Raw genomic sequence first — 13539 nt, 5'->3', positions numbered from 1 at the left:
CACCCGCGTGACGAGCCTGCCATCCCCGCAACCGCACGAGCCGGCCGGCGCGCCTCTCCAGGGACGCGTACTGATCGTCGACGATTCGGTCGTCGCGCGGTCGGTGCTGAGCCGCATGATCGAGGGTACGCGGCGGTTCCGGGTGACGGCGGCGCTGAGCGACGCGCGTGCCGCCCTGGACTTCCTCCGCCGCGAGACGGTGGATATCGTCCTGCTCGACATCGCGATGCCCGGTATCGACGGGCTCACCGCACTGCCCGACGTGGTCGCTGCGGGCAGAGGCGCCAAGGTGCTGATCGTTTCCTCCTCGGCCGACGAAGGCGCCGCCACCACGCTGCAGGCGCTTGCGCTGGGTGCGGCCGACACGCTGGTGAAACCCGGCGTCGGGGCGTTCGGGGGGCGGTTCGCCGAAGTGCTGGAGGAGCGGCTCGCCAAGCTGTTCGACATGCCGGGCGAGCCGGTGACGGTCTGCCCGGTGACGGCACCGCCGCCGCCGCGCCCTGCCGCCGCCGCGGTGCAGCTCGACCCGTTCCAGATCGTCGCGATCGGCGCCTCCACCGGGGGCATCCACGCGCTGAGCCAGCTGTTCCGGCAAATTCCGGCAGGCTTCCAGCATCCCATCCTGGTGACGCAGCATCTGCCGCCCAGCTTCATGAGCTATTTCGCGACCCAGCTCGCGGTGCTCGGCAGCCGCCCCTGCGAGGTGGCGACGGACCGGCTGCGGATCCGGCCCGGCCGGATCATCATCGCGCCCGGCGAGGCACATATCCGCGTGGTGCGTACGTCCGACGGCGCGGCGATCCGGCTGAGCACCGAATGGGTGCGCAGCGGCTGCATGCCCTCGGTCGACCCGATGTTCGACAGCGTCGCGGAGGTCTTCGGCAATCGCGCGCTTGGCGTGGTGCTGAGCGGCATGGGGCGCGACGGGTGCGAGGGTGCCGGCCGGATGGTCGAGATGGGTGCCAAGGTGCTGGTGCAGGACCAGGCGACGTCCGTGGTGTGGGGCATGCCCGGTGCGGTGGCGACGGCGGGGCGGGCTAGCGCCGTGCTGCCGCCGGAAGAGATTGGCCGACTGATCGGCAGGGGAGGCGCGCGATGATCGAGAATATGGCGCCTAGCGGTGGAGCGATGCAACTGATCGGATCGCTGCTGGAGCAGCGGACCGGCCAGCAGATCGCGGCCAATCGGGCATGGCGGATCGAAACGGCGCTGAAGCCGGTGCTGCGCGAGCGGGGGCTGCCCAGCCTCGACGCGCTGGTGGGGCAGCTGCTTGGGGCGCGTTCCGGCGCGTTGGCCGACCAGGTGGTGGACGTGCTGCTGAACCAGGAGACCAGCTTTTTTCGCGACGTGGCGGTGCTGGAGCAGGTGGCCGCGGCGGCGACGGCGATCCAGGCGGAGATCGGCAATCGCCGGCTGCGGCTCTGGTCCGCGGGCTGCTCCACGGGGCAGGAGCCGCTGTCGCTGGCGATGCTGTTCGCGGAAAAGGCGGCCGCCTTTCCGATGCCGCCGGAGATCGTCGCTACCGACGTATCGGCAGCGGCGCTCGGCCGGGCGCGGGCAGGGCGCTATTCGCAGTTCGAGATCCAGCGCGGCCTGCCGGTGCGCCGGATGGTCGAATGGTTCGAGTGCGACGGCGGTGAATGGGTGGCCAAGCAGGATCTGGTGCGCCGGGTCCAGTTCCGCCAGCAGAACCTGACCGCCGACGCGCCGCCGCCGGGCAAGTTCGACATCATTCTGTGCCGCAACGTGATGCTCTATTTCTCGCTGCCGCTGCGCCGCCAGGTGTTCGACCGGCTGGCGACCGCGATCCAGCCGGGCGGATTGCTGATCCTGGGTGCGGGCGAGACGGTGATCGGGCTGACCGAGCATTTTACGCCGAGCGAGGCGTTTCGCGGCTTCTATCGCACGGCCGAGGTGCAGTCGGCGCCGCTGGCAGCGGCGAACTGACGGACGGATTGTCAGCGCCGTTGCGCGCAGTAGAAGAATGCATGACCAGCGGCCTTGAAATTCTTGACGCACCGTCGCCGAACTTCGGCGCACGCCTCTCTCCCGTCTCGATGATCGTCCTCCATTACACGGGCATGGAGAGCGGGGAGGCGGCGCTGGCGCGGCTGCGCGATCCGGAGGCGCAGGTCTCGGCGCATTATCTGATCGAGGAGGATGGCCGCATCTTCCGCCTGGTGGAGGAGGACAAGCGTGCCTGGCACGCGGGGCGCGCCCATTGGCGGGGCATCGACGATGTGAACTCAGCGTCGATCGGGATCGAGATCGTCAATCCCGGCCATGAACTCGGCTACCGGCCGTTCACGAGCGCGCAGATGAGCTCGCTGATCCCGCTCGTCGCCGACATCAAGGCACGGCACGGCATCACCCGCGGCAACGTGGTCGGCCATTCGGATGTGGCGCCGGCGCGCAAGCAGGATCCGGGCGAGCTGTTCAACTGGCATGCGCTGGCGCGGCTGCGGCTGGCGCTGCCGCGACCGACGCGCAACCTGGTCGATCCGGGCTGGCCGGAGGGCGGTTTCATGCTGGCGCTGGAGCGGTTCGGCTATGACGTGACCGATCCCGTCGCGGCGGTCACCGCCTTCCAGCGTCGGTTCCGGCCGGAGCTGATCGACGGCGAGATCGACATGGAATGCCGCTGCATCCTGCTCGCGCTGCTGCTTCCCCGTCCACAAGGCGACGACTAAGGGAATCGCCTGCGGTAACCATGATTGGTTACGGATTTCTAAGCGCATTCTGTTGGGGTGGACACCGGAGGTACTGACGGTGACCATGTCGATTCGACCTGCCATGACCCCGATGGGGCCTGTACATGTTCGCATGAGCTCTGTCGTTCGGGGCGACGACAAGGGGCCCGGCGTGGGTATCGTCAACGCACCCACCGCGGCGGAGGCCACGGCGGAGCTGCACCGCGTCGCGCGCGTCTCGGGCGCGGAGAATGTCGTGAGCGTCGCCGCCGATTATCGCCGCGCGGCGATCGCGGGCGGCACGGCCAGCACCCAGTGGCGGATCGAGGTCCAGGCCTGGGGCACCGCGATGGGCCATCCGAAGATCTCGCCTGCCGAACGCGAGGCCGGGGAGGCCGATGCCGAGAAGGCGCGCGAGGCGGAGGACGCCAAGAAGGCGCAGGCCGAACAGGCGGAGCGCGCCAGGCCGGAAAACGATCAGGGTGGCAAGGAAACCGCCGAGGTGAAGGCCAAGGCTGCTGCGCCCGCTCCCGCGCCGGCACCTGCGCCGATCGCGCCGCCGGAGCCCACGCCCGCACCGGTCAAGGCGTCCGATGTCGGCCCCGCGCCGGTCACGCGATCCGCACCGCCGCCGCCCGCCGCGCACTGAACCGCTTGCACCGCCGCGCCGAGTCGCTAGAGCGGTCCGCGCCAGAGGGCCGGGCGGCCGCCGCCTGCTTGCAAAAGCAGGGGGAGGAAAGTCCGGGCTCCACGGAACGACGGTGGCGGGTAATGCCCGCCGGGGGCGACCCCAGGGAAAGTGCCACAGAGAGCAGACCGCCCACTGCCTCGGTTCGCCGAGGTAAGGGCAAGGGTGAAAGGGTGCGGCAAGAGCGCACCGCGCGACCGGTAACGGAAGCGGCTTGGTAAACCCCACCGGGAGCAAGACCGAATAGGGACGGCACATGCGCCTCGTTCCGGCGCGTCGTCCGGGTTGGTTGCTGGAGCGGCGGAGCAATCCGTCGCCTAGAGGAATGGTCGCCTATCCCCTTACGGGGTGGACAGAACCCGGCTTACAGGCCCTCTGGCATTATACTTGTGCGCGCGTGGCTCTGGCCTTTGGCCGGCGCCGCGCCTATCTGGGCCGGCTATGGCGCGACATACGCGATCGATGGACTGGGGTTTCCCCCGCTGGCGCGAGTACGGCTCCGAACGCGAGGCCGCGCGCGTGCGGCTGTGCGACCGCGACGGCTGCGACAAGCCCGGAGACCGGCCGGCGCCCAAGTCCCCGAACAATCCGGACCGCTGGTATTTCTGCGAGGAACACGCCGCGGAGTATAATCGCAACTGGGACTATTTCGCCGGCCTGACCGCGGAAGAGGCGGCGAAGCGCGAAGCGAACGAACGCCGCACCGCGAACGGCTATGCGCATTCGGCCACGAACAGCTGGGCCGGGCCCGGCGACGGCAGCCGCTCGCGCGACGAGATGAAAGCGCTGGAAGTGCTGGAGCTGGACGTGGACGCCACGTTCGAGGCGGTGCGCGGCGCTTGGCGCCGACTTGCCAAGGAGTATCACCCGGACGTGCGGCCGAACGACGCCGCTGCCGCCAGGCAGTTCCAGGCGATCCAGGCCGCGTACGACGTGCTCAAGACCGCCGAGGATCGGCGCCAGTGGAAGCCGCAATGAGCCAGCTGGTCGCGTCCAACTGGGGCAATGCAGTGTTGGTCTGCGGGAAGTGCTCGAAGAAGCTCGGCGGCGGCTTCGGTCCCAAGGGAAAATCCTCGCTCGCCAAGGCGCTGCGCAAGGAATTCGGACTCGGCAAGGGGCGCAAGGCCGATGTCGGGGTGGTCGAGACCAAATGCCTGGGGGTATGCCCCGGCGGCGCGGTGACGGTGGTCAACGGCGCCCAGGCGCGCGAATGGCTGATCGTGAAGAAGGGCGCGGATCTCGAGGAGGTCGGCAGGGAACTGGGACTTTCCTGAGGCCTTCCCTTTCCCGGTCGACCTAGCGGCAGGGGCGCTGTCCTTTTTCCGCGTCACCCAGGCGGAGGCCGGGATGACGGTTTCAGGGCGTGGCGCTCCTTGCGCCGGATCAGGCGTATCGTCCCGCGGTTTCGCGGATCAGCGCGATCATGTTGGGTATGCCCTGGGTCCGGTTCGAGCTGAGCTGGTTCTTCAGGTCGAACGGTGCCAGCCCGCCTTCGATGTCCGTCGCCTGGATCTCGGCCGGGCTGCGATCCTGCACCGTCAGCAGTACAAGGGCGATGATGCCCTTGGTGATCGCGGCGTTGGAATCCGCCAGGAAATGGAGCCGGCCATCCTCCGTCCGGGTCGGGTAGACCCAGACCGATGCCGAACAGCCGCGTACCAGCGTCGCATCGGTCTTGAGCGGGTCGGGCATCGGCTCAAGTGCCTTGCCGAGATCGATCAGCAAGCGATAGCGATCGTCGGCATCGAGAAACCCGTATTCTTCCTGGAGATCTGCAAGGCTGGTCATGGATACCGCGCTAGCCGCGCGCCACGGCTTTTTCCAGCCTCGCGGTTACTTGTCCGAAGACGCGCCGTAGCGCAGGCCGAGCCGGGGGCGGGGTGCCCGCTCCGGCGCCGGCGCGGGCTTGGCCTCTGCCACCGGCGGGTTCGTCTGGCTCACAGATCCACCCCGGCGGCGATCGCTTCCAGCTTGCGGATGCGTTCCTTGAGGTCGGCCAGCTCGATCCGCGAGGCGGGGCTGGGCATCGTCGCGGCGGTCGGCTCGGGCCGGCGGAGTTCGACCAGTTCGCGGTGCTTCAGCGCGAGCCAGCCGCGCCAGCCGGACAGCGCTGCGGCGGTGATCATGCCCAGCCCGGCCAGGCCGGAGACGGCGAGGGTGAGAGTGGTCTGTGGGTCGACGGTCATGGGGTTCGCTCCCAGAAACATGGCTCAGATCCGGTTCTTGTCGCGCAGCTTCTCGATCTCATGATCGAGCCGCAGGCTGTTTTCATTGTCGGTGATGACGCGCTCGAGCACCTGGACGCGCTCCTTGAGGGCGCGGATCTCGTCGCGAAGGCGCTCGGCTTCGAGCTTCTCGGCCGGGTCTCGGCTCGCAAGCCCTTCCAGCCTGCCGTCCCGGCCCTTCACGACGCCGTAGCGCGCCTGCAGGACCTTGCCGATCGTGATCACGACGATGATGGCCACGACCATTTCGAACGGGTTCATTGCACCTTACTCCCCTAGTCGGCGCACGTGGCGCCTCAATTTGCGGCTTGCGATGCCTCGGCGGCGCGGAGGGCGCGGCGGCGGGGTCGATCGCGGCTTTCGGCGAGGGCAATAGCTCCCCCGCACAGTGCGGCAAGCACTGCGAGCATGATAATCATCGAAATATCCTTGCTTAGAAGAAGGTGGAAGCGTTTCTTCAGTTCAGCGGCGCGTCGCGCAGCTTCTCGATTTCTTCGGCCAGACCCATGCCCCGGTCGGTGATGATCCGTTCGAGGACCTGGACCCGCTGCTCCAGCCGTTCGGTCCGGGCGGCGTATTGGGCGGCCTTTTCCGCAGTCATCTGGGCCTCGATCTCCATCCGTCGCTCCTGCAGCCGCAGGAAGGGCTTGATGAACACGCCGCCAATGATCGCCAGCAGGCCGCAGCTGATGCCGAGGACGGGGATGATGAGCGCGGGGTCCATGGGCCGGGTACCCTTCAGTTCGAGCGATTGCGGAGCGCGTCGATCTCGCGATCGAGCTGGTGTGCCCCGTCGGTGACGATGCGCTCGACATTGGCGAGACGGTCCTTCACCGCGCTGAGCTCGGCGCGCAGCTGGCCATTCTCCTGGCTGAGCAGCTTGACCCGCTCGACCGTCTCGTCATTGCGCTGCGGGTAGACCGACTTGCCCCAGGCATTTTCCAGCGGATAGCCGTGCTTGATGCGGAGCCAGTGGCTGAAGATCCCCGCGGCGATCCCGAAGAACCCCAGCGAAATGCCCGAAAGAATGATCCAGGGCAGGAACGGTGCGAGCGCTACTTCGATCATCGGTATTCTCCTCCGTCTCAGCGTAGCGCGTCGATGGCGCGGGCGGTGCGCTCGGCGGGATCGGTGGCGATCCGTTCGAGCACCGAAATCCGGTCTTCCAGCCGGCCGATCTGACCTGCGAGCCGTTCATTGTCGGCTGCGAGCAGGTCGATCTTGCGGGCGGCGTCGGGATCGGTCTTGTGGATATTCTCGCCATGGTCGTCGCTGATCGAATATCCGTGCTTGGCGCGGATCCAGTTGTTGGCCAGCCACCCGAAGGTGGAAAGCGCCATCAGCGCGATCACGAATTCAGGACCACCCCAGTTCATCGTGCGTCTCCCTGTTGACAGCCTGCGCCTTAGCGCAGGCTCTCGATCTCGTCGGCGAGCCGGGTGTTGCGGCTCGTATAGAACATCTCGATGTCGGCGAGCCGGCGATCGATGTCGCGAAACTTCGAGCGAACCTCGGCGGTCGAACGCTTGGGGCTCGACCGGACGCCCTGCCAGAAGCGTTCGTCCTCGGGCGTGTCGTAGAGGCCCGCCGGCTTGGGGTTCGCGATCCAGGCGATCACGAAATACCCCAAGGCTACCCAGCCGGTGGCGACGGTGAGCAGCACGGTGGCCACTCGCACCCAGGTCACGTCGATCCCGGTGTAATCCGCCAGGCCGGCGCAGACGCCCATGAACTTGCCGTTCTGCTTGTCGAGGTAGAATTTGGTGCGAGCGGACATCTCAGTTCCTCCGTGAAGGATCATATTGGCCCGGTTCAGGGCGCTGGGCCGAGAGCGGGCGATAGTCGGGGTTGTCGGCGGCGATGATGCGTTCGACCGTCATCAGCCGGTCTTCGAGCATGCGCGCCGTGCGGTAGAGGTCGTCGAGAAGGTTCTCGTCTTCCCGGGTCATCGTTCCTGCCTGCTTCCACTTCGTGACGTAGTGGAAGACGATCCAGGGAAGACCGAGGAAGAGTATCGCGCAGACGAAGACCGGAATGATGATTTCGTCCACAGATTATGCTCCCTTGTTCAGCCGTGCCTTCAGCGCCTCGAGTTCGGCATCGACCTTTTCCGACGAGCGGAGTTCGGCGATTTCCTCTTCGAGCGTTTTCGGGTTGCCACCCAGGCCCATCGCATCGGCGCGGCCTTCGGCCAGATCGACGCGGCGTTCCAGAATGTCGAAGCGCGAGAAGGCGTCCTGCATCTTCGACCCGTTGGTCATTTCCCGCAAGCGGGCGCGGTTGTTGGCGCTTTCCAGGCGGGCGACGATCGAGTTCTGCCGGGTGCGGGCCTCGCGCAGCTTGTTCTGCAGCTTGTTGATGTCCTCTTCCGAGGCGCGGAGCGCGTCGTCGAGCACGGCAATTTCCTGCTGCAGCTGGTCGCACATGTCGGCGGCCTTCTGCCGTTCGACCAGGGCGGCCTTGGCAAGGTCCTCGCGGTCCTTCGACAGGGCCAGCTCGGCCTTCTCGGTCCAGCTTTCCTGGAGCTTTTCGAGCTTCGCGATGTGGCGGCGCATTTCCTTCTGATCGGCGATCGTCCGGGCGGCGCTGGCGCGAACCTCGACCAACGTTTCCTCCATCTCGAGGATGATCATGCGGATCATCTTCGCCGGATCTTCGGCCTTATCGAGCAGGTCGGTAACGTTGGCGGCGATGATGTCGCGGGTTCGCGAGAAGATACCCATGATATTGCGCTCCTTCGTATGTTCTTTGGGGGTGCCGCCGGAAGGGATGGGGGCCCTTCCGGCGGCCCCGGCACCTCCGAGGGAAGGCGGTGCCGGGGAGACCTCGTCTGCCCGTCAGGCGATCGCCGGGGCCACCGCGCCGGCGGTGAGAACCACGCTGGCGAGGAAGGCGAAGGAAACCGCCACGAAGGCGTTGCGGAGGGTGGTGATCTGGTTGGTCATGATCGTGTTCCTGAACCTTGGTAGGTTGAAGTTGGTGCCCGTCATCGGGCTTGCTTCCATCTTTGCAGGAGGCGTGCCAGTTTTCGAAAATGGCGGAAAACCGCCATTTCCGGTTTGACTACAAGTGTAGTTTGCTAAATTGTGCTTGCTAACAGTTGGGAAAATTCGCCAAGCTTGGGGAATGGAGCGGATCACCCAGGTCATCGGCCAGTCCTCGGCCTTTCTCGACGCGCTGGAACAGGCGAGCCGGGCGGCCGCCCTCGATCGCCCGGTGTTGGTGATCGGCGAGCGCGGCACCGGCAAGGAACTGGTCGCCGAGCGTCTTCACCGCCTGAGCCCGCGTTGGGACCAACCGCTGGTCACGATGAACTGCGCCGCGCTGCCCGAGACGCTGATCGAGGCCGAATTGTTCGGGCATGAGGCGGGTGCCTTCACCGGTGCGACCAAGGCGCGCACCGGGCGCTTCGAGGAAGCGGATGGGGGCACGCTTTTCCTGGACGAGCTGGGGACGCTTTCGATGGGGGCGCAGGAGCGGCTGCTGCGCGCGGTGGAATATGGCGAGATCACGCGGATCGGTTCGTCGCGGCCGGTGCGGGTGGATGTGCGCATCGTCGCCGCGACCAACGAGCATCTGCCGGGCCGGGTGGACAAGGGCACTTTCCGCGCCGACCTGCTCGACCGGCTCAGCTTCGAGGTGGTGACCCTGCCGCCGTTGCGACACCGCGGCGGCGATGTGGAGGTGCTGGCGGAGTTCTACGGCCGGCGCATGGCCTCCGAACTGGGCTGGCAGGACTGGCCGGGCTGGGGGCCGCACGCGCTGGATGCGCTGCTCTCCTATGACTGGCCGGGCAATGTCCGCGAGCTGCGCAACGTGGTGGAGCGTGCGGTATATCGTTGGGACCGGGGCGGGCCGATCGACCGGATCGAAATCGACCCCTTCGCCTCGCCCTATCGGCCGCGGCCGATGGCCTCGTCGATGAGTCCGGTGGAGAAGCCCGCCGAGAGTTCCACGCCGGCCCCGGCCGCCCCGGTGGCGGCAGCGCCGCCGGAACCGGCCGAACTGGGCGGCGACTTCAAGACCCGCGTGTCCCGCTTCGAGCGGCAGCTGCTGTCGCAGGCGCTGGCCGAGCATCGCTTCAACCAGCGCGCGACGGCGGAGGCGCTGGGGCTTACCTATGACCAGCTGCGCCATGCCTTGCGGCGGCACGATCTTCTCGGCGCGGGCGGGTAGTTGTTGCGAACGATTTGCGGATATTTCTGCGAATGCGTAGCAATACCAGGCTAGTGAGGCTGTTCGCTACTCTGTAAAGGCCTGCGCGGCGATGAAGTCTGCCACCTGCTTCCCCTGTGGGGTTTCGGGCGTGATGATGTTGAAATGGTTCGCGCCGCCGGGGGCGAGCTTAACCACCGTGTCGCCGGAGGCGAGCGCGGCCTGGACATAGGGCGTCGTCATCGCCTCGAGCGCGCCGAGGACAATCAGTTGGTGGACGCCGAGCGGCAGATGGTCCTGCGGGCTGGCCAGTGCATAGGCGGCCGGCTTTTCCGCCGGGGTGCCGCCCATGAACGGTACGATCGCGGGTGCGCCGCAGATTTCGGCGTCGATCCCGACAAAGGAGGCCAGCGTGCCCGGGCCGTCGATCGCGACCACCGTGACCGGCTTCACCGTCATGGCGCCGGCGATCGGGTCGTTCAGCTTCGGGCGAGACGCGACCCACAGGGCGAGATGCGCGCCCGAGCTGTGACCGACGACTGCGACGCGGCGCAGGTCCAGCGGCTGGGTTCTGGCCAGCGTGGCGAGATAGTCCGTCGCGGCGGCGATGTCCTCGAACGTGCCTGGATAGCCGCCCCCGGTATCGCCCGTGCGGCGATATTCGATGTTCCAGGTGGCGATGCCGCGCGCCGTCAGCGCATCGGCGAGCGGGGCGGTGCCTTGCCAGTCCTCCATCCTCGAATCCCAGCAGCCGCCATGGATCACCACGGCGACCGGGAAGGGGCCCTTGCCCTTGGGCAGGCGGAGTTCGCCCTTGTGCAGCGGGTCAATGCCATAGCGGGCGACGAGGCTGGGCGCGGAGACATGCGTCTTCGCGGCGTTCAGTACGGCGCGCGCGCCGGTCTGCGCGCCGGCGGGCAACGCAGCGGCCAACAGCGCGAGCGAAACTATAGAGCGCAGCATATCGCTTCCCATTCCTGCGCCTTGCGCGGCGCGCACCATAGGTTCTGTAGCGCATTTCCTCGCTGCTCACGAGCGCGGCGACGCCCTTCGCTTTCCACTTCGCGACCGCAGCGAAGCATGTTATTCTCCCTGCCAGGTCGCATAAGCGTCGAGCGGTTGCCGAGCAGCAGCCGAGGCGCGAATGGTCGGGGTCACCGGGGGGTGAATATGCGAGCCTTTTCCATTCTGCTGTCGATGCTTGCGTGGTGCTGGGCATCGGTTGTCACCGCGCAGGAACTTCCTGCCGTAGGGGCGGATCCGGCCAAAGTCTCCGTATCGGGACTTTCCTCCGGAGCCTTCATGGCGGTGCAATATTCGGTCGCCTGGTCAAGCGAAGTGATGGGCGTGGGCGTCGTCGCCGGCGGCCCGTACAACTGCGCGCCGCCGAACGGCCTCGGTTTCATCAACGTTTGCATGCGCGGGAGCCCGCCTGCCGAGCGCAGCTGGAGAGCGGCGCAGGATTTCGCGCGCGACGGCGTGATCGATCCGGTCGCCGGCATCGCCCGGCAGCGCGTCTATCTGTTCAGCGGCACCAAGGATTCGGTGGTCCTGCCCAGCGTGATGGCTGCGGTCCATGACTTTTACGGCAAGGCCAAGGTGGCGCCGGATGCGCTCGCCTTCGTCCGGACGATGCCTGCGGGCCACGCCTTCGTATCGGCGGAAATCGGCGAGTCGTGCGGCGAAAACGGCGGCATTTTCGTGGTGGAATGCCCCCTGGGCACCGCATTGTACGATCAGCCGGGGGCCATCCTCAATCATATCTACGGGCTGAAATTCAAGCCGGCGGCCAGCTTGTCGACGACGCCGATCGCCTTCGACCAAGCGCGCTATGGCGGCGGTTCGGCGCTGATGGCCGGCAAGGGCTATGCCTATGTGCCGACCGCGTGCCGCGTCGCCGCTGCGCGCTGCGCGGTCCATGTGGTGTTCCACGGCTGCAAGCAGAGCGCCGATACGATCGGCAGCGATGCCATCTATGCCAAGCTCGGGTACAACCGCTGGGCCGAGAGCAACGGCATCGTCATGCTCTATCCGCAGGTGAATGCGAGCGCGATGAACCCGATGGGCTGCTGGGACTGGTGGGGCTATTCCGGGCTAAACTTCCAGCTACGCCACGGACCGCAGATCGACGCAGTTCACCAGATGGTGAAAAGGCTGTTGCAGGGATCCTGACCGGCCAGATCCGGTAGGGGGAGAGGGGGTCGGCGCGTTTCCGCCCGGTGCGGCAGCGCGTCGACTTCTTTCCCGGCCTTCCATTGCCATCGCGCGGAAATGTCCTAGCGGTCCTGCCGGCGTTCATCGAAGGCTGCGCGCGCCGCATCGATCCGCTCCAGATTCGCCGCAGCCCAGAGCCATACCCCGCAAAATGCCTCTGCGAGACTGCCGCCGAGATCCGTCAGGCGGTAGTCGACGCGCGGCGGGACCACGGCATGCACCGTGCGGGTCAACAGACCGTCCCGTTCCATTTGGCGCAGCGTCTGGGTGAGCATCTTCTGGCTGATCCCGGGCACCGCCTTGCCGATCTGCGTGAAGCGCAGCTCGCCCCGCTCGATCAGCGTTTCGAGGATCAGCATCGTCCATTTGTCGGCGACGCGGCCGATCACCTCGGTGACCAGTGCTTCGACGCGCGGGTCGAGATCGGGATAATCGGCATGGGATGCGGCGGCGGGCAAGGGCATGAAGTCACTCTCTTTTGGGTGCGTATAAATCTTTCCGGTGCCTTCTTTCGTTGGAAAAGTAGCGGCGTACATCGCCGCCAGCAATCAGCACTGGAGGCTAGGATGAAGACCAGCGGCAACACGATCCTTATCACCGGCGGCGGCTCGGGTATCGGCGCGGCGCTCGCGCACCGGTTTCACGATGCGGGCAATAGCGTGATCGTGGCGGGGCGTCGGCTGGAGGCGCTTGAGGCGGCCTGCGAGGGCCGGACCAACATGCACGCGATGACGCTCGACGTGGAAAGCGCCGAGGGCGTGGCGGACTTCGCCGAGCGGCTGCTCGCGGCGCATCCCGGCGTCAACGTGCTGATCAACAATGCAGGGATCATGCGCTTCGAGGCGCTCGATGCGAAGCGCGACCTGGCCGATGCCCAGGCGACCATCGCGACCAATTTGCTCGGCCCGATCCGGCTGATCGACGCGCTGGTCGAGCATCTCGCGGCAACGCCCGACGCGGCGATCGTCAACGTCACCTCGGGGCTTGCCTTCGTGCCGCTGGTGACGACGCCGACCTACAACGCCACCAAGGCAGCGATGCACAGCTACACGGTGTCGCTGCGCGCGGTGCTGGAGGGCAAGGTCGAGGTGATCGAGCTCGCGCCGCCCGCGGTGCAGACCGAGCTCACCCCGGGGCAGAGCCAGCGGCCTGGGTATCAGCCGCTCGAGGCGTTTGCCGACGAGGTGATTGCGCTGTTCGGACTTACGCCGACGCCGAGCGAGGTGCTGGTCGAGCGCGTGAAGTTCCTCCGCGACGCCGAGCGCGAGGGGCGGTTCGAGGAAACCCTGGCGCAACTGACCGCGATGGCGAAGGCGGCGCGGGAAGCGGTGGACGCCTCGTAAGCCCCTCCTCCTGGGAGGAGGGGGAGGGGGTGGAGGGATGCCAGAACGTCGGTTGGTCTCGGTGAGACACTGCCCCACCCCAACCCCTCCCCTGAAGGGGAGGGGCTAGGAAGTGCGAACGCCGTTCGCATTCTTTTACAGCGACAACAGCAAAACGGCCGGGGATCGCTCCCCGGCCGTTTCGTTTTTCCGGATGGGCCGTCGCGGGAGTTAATCCCGCGACG

At 66.9% G+C, this 13539-nt stretch carries 20 protein-coding genes and 1 other RNA gene; 10 read left to right on the top strand and 11 right to left on the bottom strand.

The features are described from left to right. The first annotated feature begins 7 nt into the window (after nt 1-7). The 7 genes from cheB (at nt 8) to A7X12_RS23360 (ending at nt 4652) form a co-directional block, all read left to right on the top strand. Nucleotides 8-1099 carry a chemotaxis-specific protein-glutamate methyltransferase CheB gene (cheB, locus tag A7X12_RS23390; protein ID WP_084446013.1) on the top strand — a complete coding sequence of 364 codons (1092 nt, stop codon included), beginning with the start codon at nt 8-10 and terminating at the stop codon, nt 1097-1099. Then, complete coding sequence (locus A7X12_RS23385; protein ID WP_232318664.1) at nt 1096-1947, top strand: CheR family methyltransferase; 852 nt, start codon at nt 1096-1098, stop codon at nt 1945-1947. The genes cheB and A7X12_RS23385 overlap by 4 nt, the downstream gene beginning before the upstream one ends. A 41-nt stretch (nt 1948-1988) precedes the next feature. Continuing rightward, nucleotides 1989-2690, top strand: coding sequence for an N-acetylmuramoyl-L-alanine amidase (locus A7X12_RS23380; RefSeq protein WP_064313843.1), 702 nt, complete (start codon nt 1989-1991; stop codon nt 2688-2690). A 133-nt stretch (nt 2691-2823) separates the two neighbouring features. Then, nucleotides 2824-3339: a hypothetical protein gene (locus A7X12_RS26525; protein WP_084446010.1), complete on the top strand. Its 516-nt coding sequence runs from the start codon at nt 2824-2826 to the stop codon at nt 3337-3339. Between the two features lie 41 nt (nt 3340-3380). Next, an RNA gene (gene rnpB / locus A7X12_RS23370) (RNase P RNA component class A) lies at nt 3381-3761 on the top strand. Nucleotides 3762-3819: 58 nt separating this feature from the next. Further along, the gene (locus tag A7X12_RS23365; RefSeq protein WP_064313841.1) at nt 3820-4356 is read left to right on the top strand and encodes a J domain-containing protein; all 537 of its coding nucleotides are present in this window, start codon (nt 3820-3822) and stop codon (nt 4354-4356) included. Beyond that, nucleotides 4353-4652, top strand: a complete 300-nt coding sequence (locus A7X12_RS23360) for a hypothetical protein (protein ID WP_064313840.1) — start codon at nt 4353-4355, stop codon at nt 4650-4652. Before A7X12_RS23365 ends, A7X12_RS23360 begins: the two co-directional genes overlap by 4 nt. Before the next feature lie 109 nt (nt 4653-4761). On the opposite strand, the gene A7X12_RS23355 is transcribed toward A7X12_RS23360, so the two are convergent. The 9 genes from A7X12_RS23355 to pspA all read right to left on the bottom strand — a co-directional run bounded on the left by A7X12_RS23355 (nt 4762) and on the right by pspA (nt 8326). Further along, the gene (locus A7X12_RS23355; protein ID WP_064313839.1) at nt 4762-5166 is read right to left on the bottom strand and encodes a SufE family protein; all 405 of its coding nucleotides are present in this window, start codon (nt 5164-5166) and stop codon (nt 4762-4764) included. A 149-nt stretch (nt 5167-5315) separates the two neighbouring features. Beyond that, nucleotides 5316-5564, bottom strand: a complete 249-nt coding sequence (locus tag A7X12_RS23350; protein WP_064313838.1) for a hypothetical protein — start codon at nt 5562-5564, stop codon at nt 5316-5318. A gap of 24 nt (nt 5565-5588) precedes the next feature. Next, entirely contained in the window at nt 5589-5864 is a 276-nt protein-coding gene (locus A7X12_RS23345; RefSeq protein WP_064313837.1) for a hypothetical protein, read from the bottom strand. 196 nt (nt 5865-6060) lie between these two features. After that, complete coding sequence (locus tag A7X12_RS23340; protein ID WP_064313836.1) at nt 6061-6327, bottom strand: hypothetical protein; 267 nt, start codon at nt 6325-6327, stop codon at nt 6061-6063. 14 nt (nt 6328-6341) lie between these two features. Beyond that, on the bottom strand, nt 6342-6671 hold the full coding sequence (locus A7X12_RS23335) for a hypothetical protein (protein WP_064313835.1): 330 nt from the start codon (nt 6669-6671) through the stop codon (nt 6342-6344). A gap of 17 nt (nt 6672-6688) precedes the next feature. Then, nucleotides 6689-6979 (bottom strand): hypothetical protein, encoded by a 291-nt coding sequence (locus A7X12_RS23330; RefSeq protein WP_064313834.1) that lies wholly within the window; start codon nt 6977-6979, stop codon nt 6689-6691. A gap of 29 nt (nt 6980-7008) precedes the next feature. Then, entirely contained in the window at nt 7009-7380 is a 372-nt protein-coding gene (gene pspC, locus A7X12_RS23325) for an envelope stress response membrane protein PspC (protein WP_064313833.1), read from the bottom strand. A gap of 1 nt (nt 7381) precedes the next feature. Next, nucleotides 7382-7654, bottom strand: coding sequence for an envelope stress response membrane protein PspB (pspB, locus tag A7X12_RS23320; RefSeq protein ID WP_064313832.1), 273 nt, complete (start codon nt 7652-7654; stop codon nt 7382-7384). Between the two features lie 3 nt (nt 7655-7657). After that, nucleotides 7658-8326, bottom strand: a complete 669-nt coding sequence (pspA, locus tag A7X12_RS23315; protein ID WP_064313831.1) for a phage shock protein PspA — start codon at nt 8324-8326, stop codon at nt 7658-7660. A gap of 403 nt (nt 8327-8729) precedes the next feature. On the opposite strand from pspA, the gene pspF reads away from it, so the two are divergent. Further along, nucleotides 8730-9779: a phage shock protein operon transcriptional activator gene (pspF, locus tag A7X12_RS23310; RefSeq protein WP_064313830.1), complete on the top strand. Its 1050-nt coding sequence runs from the start codon at nt 8730-8732 to the stop codon at nt 9777-9779. A gap of 66 nt (nt 9780-9845) precedes the next feature. Here the strand turns inward: pspF and A7X12_RS23305 are convergent, their stop codons facing one another. Beyond that, entirely contained in the window at nt 9846-10721 is an 876-nt protein-coding gene (locus A7X12_RS23305) for an alpha/beta hydrolase family protein (protein ID WP_198162160.1), read from the bottom strand. On the opposite strand from A7X12_RS23305, the gene A7X12_RS26065 reads away from it, so the two are divergent. Beyond that, entirely contained in the window at nt 10623-11930 is a 1308-nt protein-coding gene (locus tag A7X12_RS26065) for an extracellular catalytic domain type 2 short-chain-length polyhydroxyalkanoate depolymerase (protein ID WP_443029320.1), read from the top strand. The two genes, A7X12_RS23305 and A7X12_RS26065, sit on opposite strands and share 99 nt — an antisense overlap. Nucleotides 11931-12034: 104 nt before the next feature. Here A7X12_RS26065 and A7X12_RS23295 read toward each other — a convergent pair whose 3' ends face one another. Further along, a complete protein-coding gene (locus tag A7X12_RS23295; protein WP_064313828.1) occupies nt 12035-12436 on the bottom strand; it encodes a winged helix-turn-helix transcriptional regulator in 402 nt (133 codons plus the stop codon). Between the two features lie 102 nt (nt 12437-12538). On the opposite strand from A7X12_RS23295, the gene A7X12_RS23290 reads away from it, so the two are divergent. Continuing rightward, nucleotides 12539-13315 (top strand): SDR family oxidoreductase, encoded by a 777-nt coding sequence (locus A7X12_RS23290; protein ID WP_064313827.1) that lies wholly within the window; start codon nt 12539-12541, stop codon nt 13313-13315. The last annotated feature ends 224 nt before the right edge of the window (nt 13316-13539 follow it).

The sequence above is a fragment of the Sphingomonas sp. TDK1 genome, from assembly GCF_001650735.1.
Taxonomy (GTDB): Bacteria; Pseudomonadota; Alphaproteobacteria; order Sphingomonadales; family Sphingomonadaceae; genus Sphingomonas.
The sequence above is the reverse complement of the archived record's forward strand: the minus strand, read 5'-3'. Positions and strand labels throughout refer to the sequence as shown.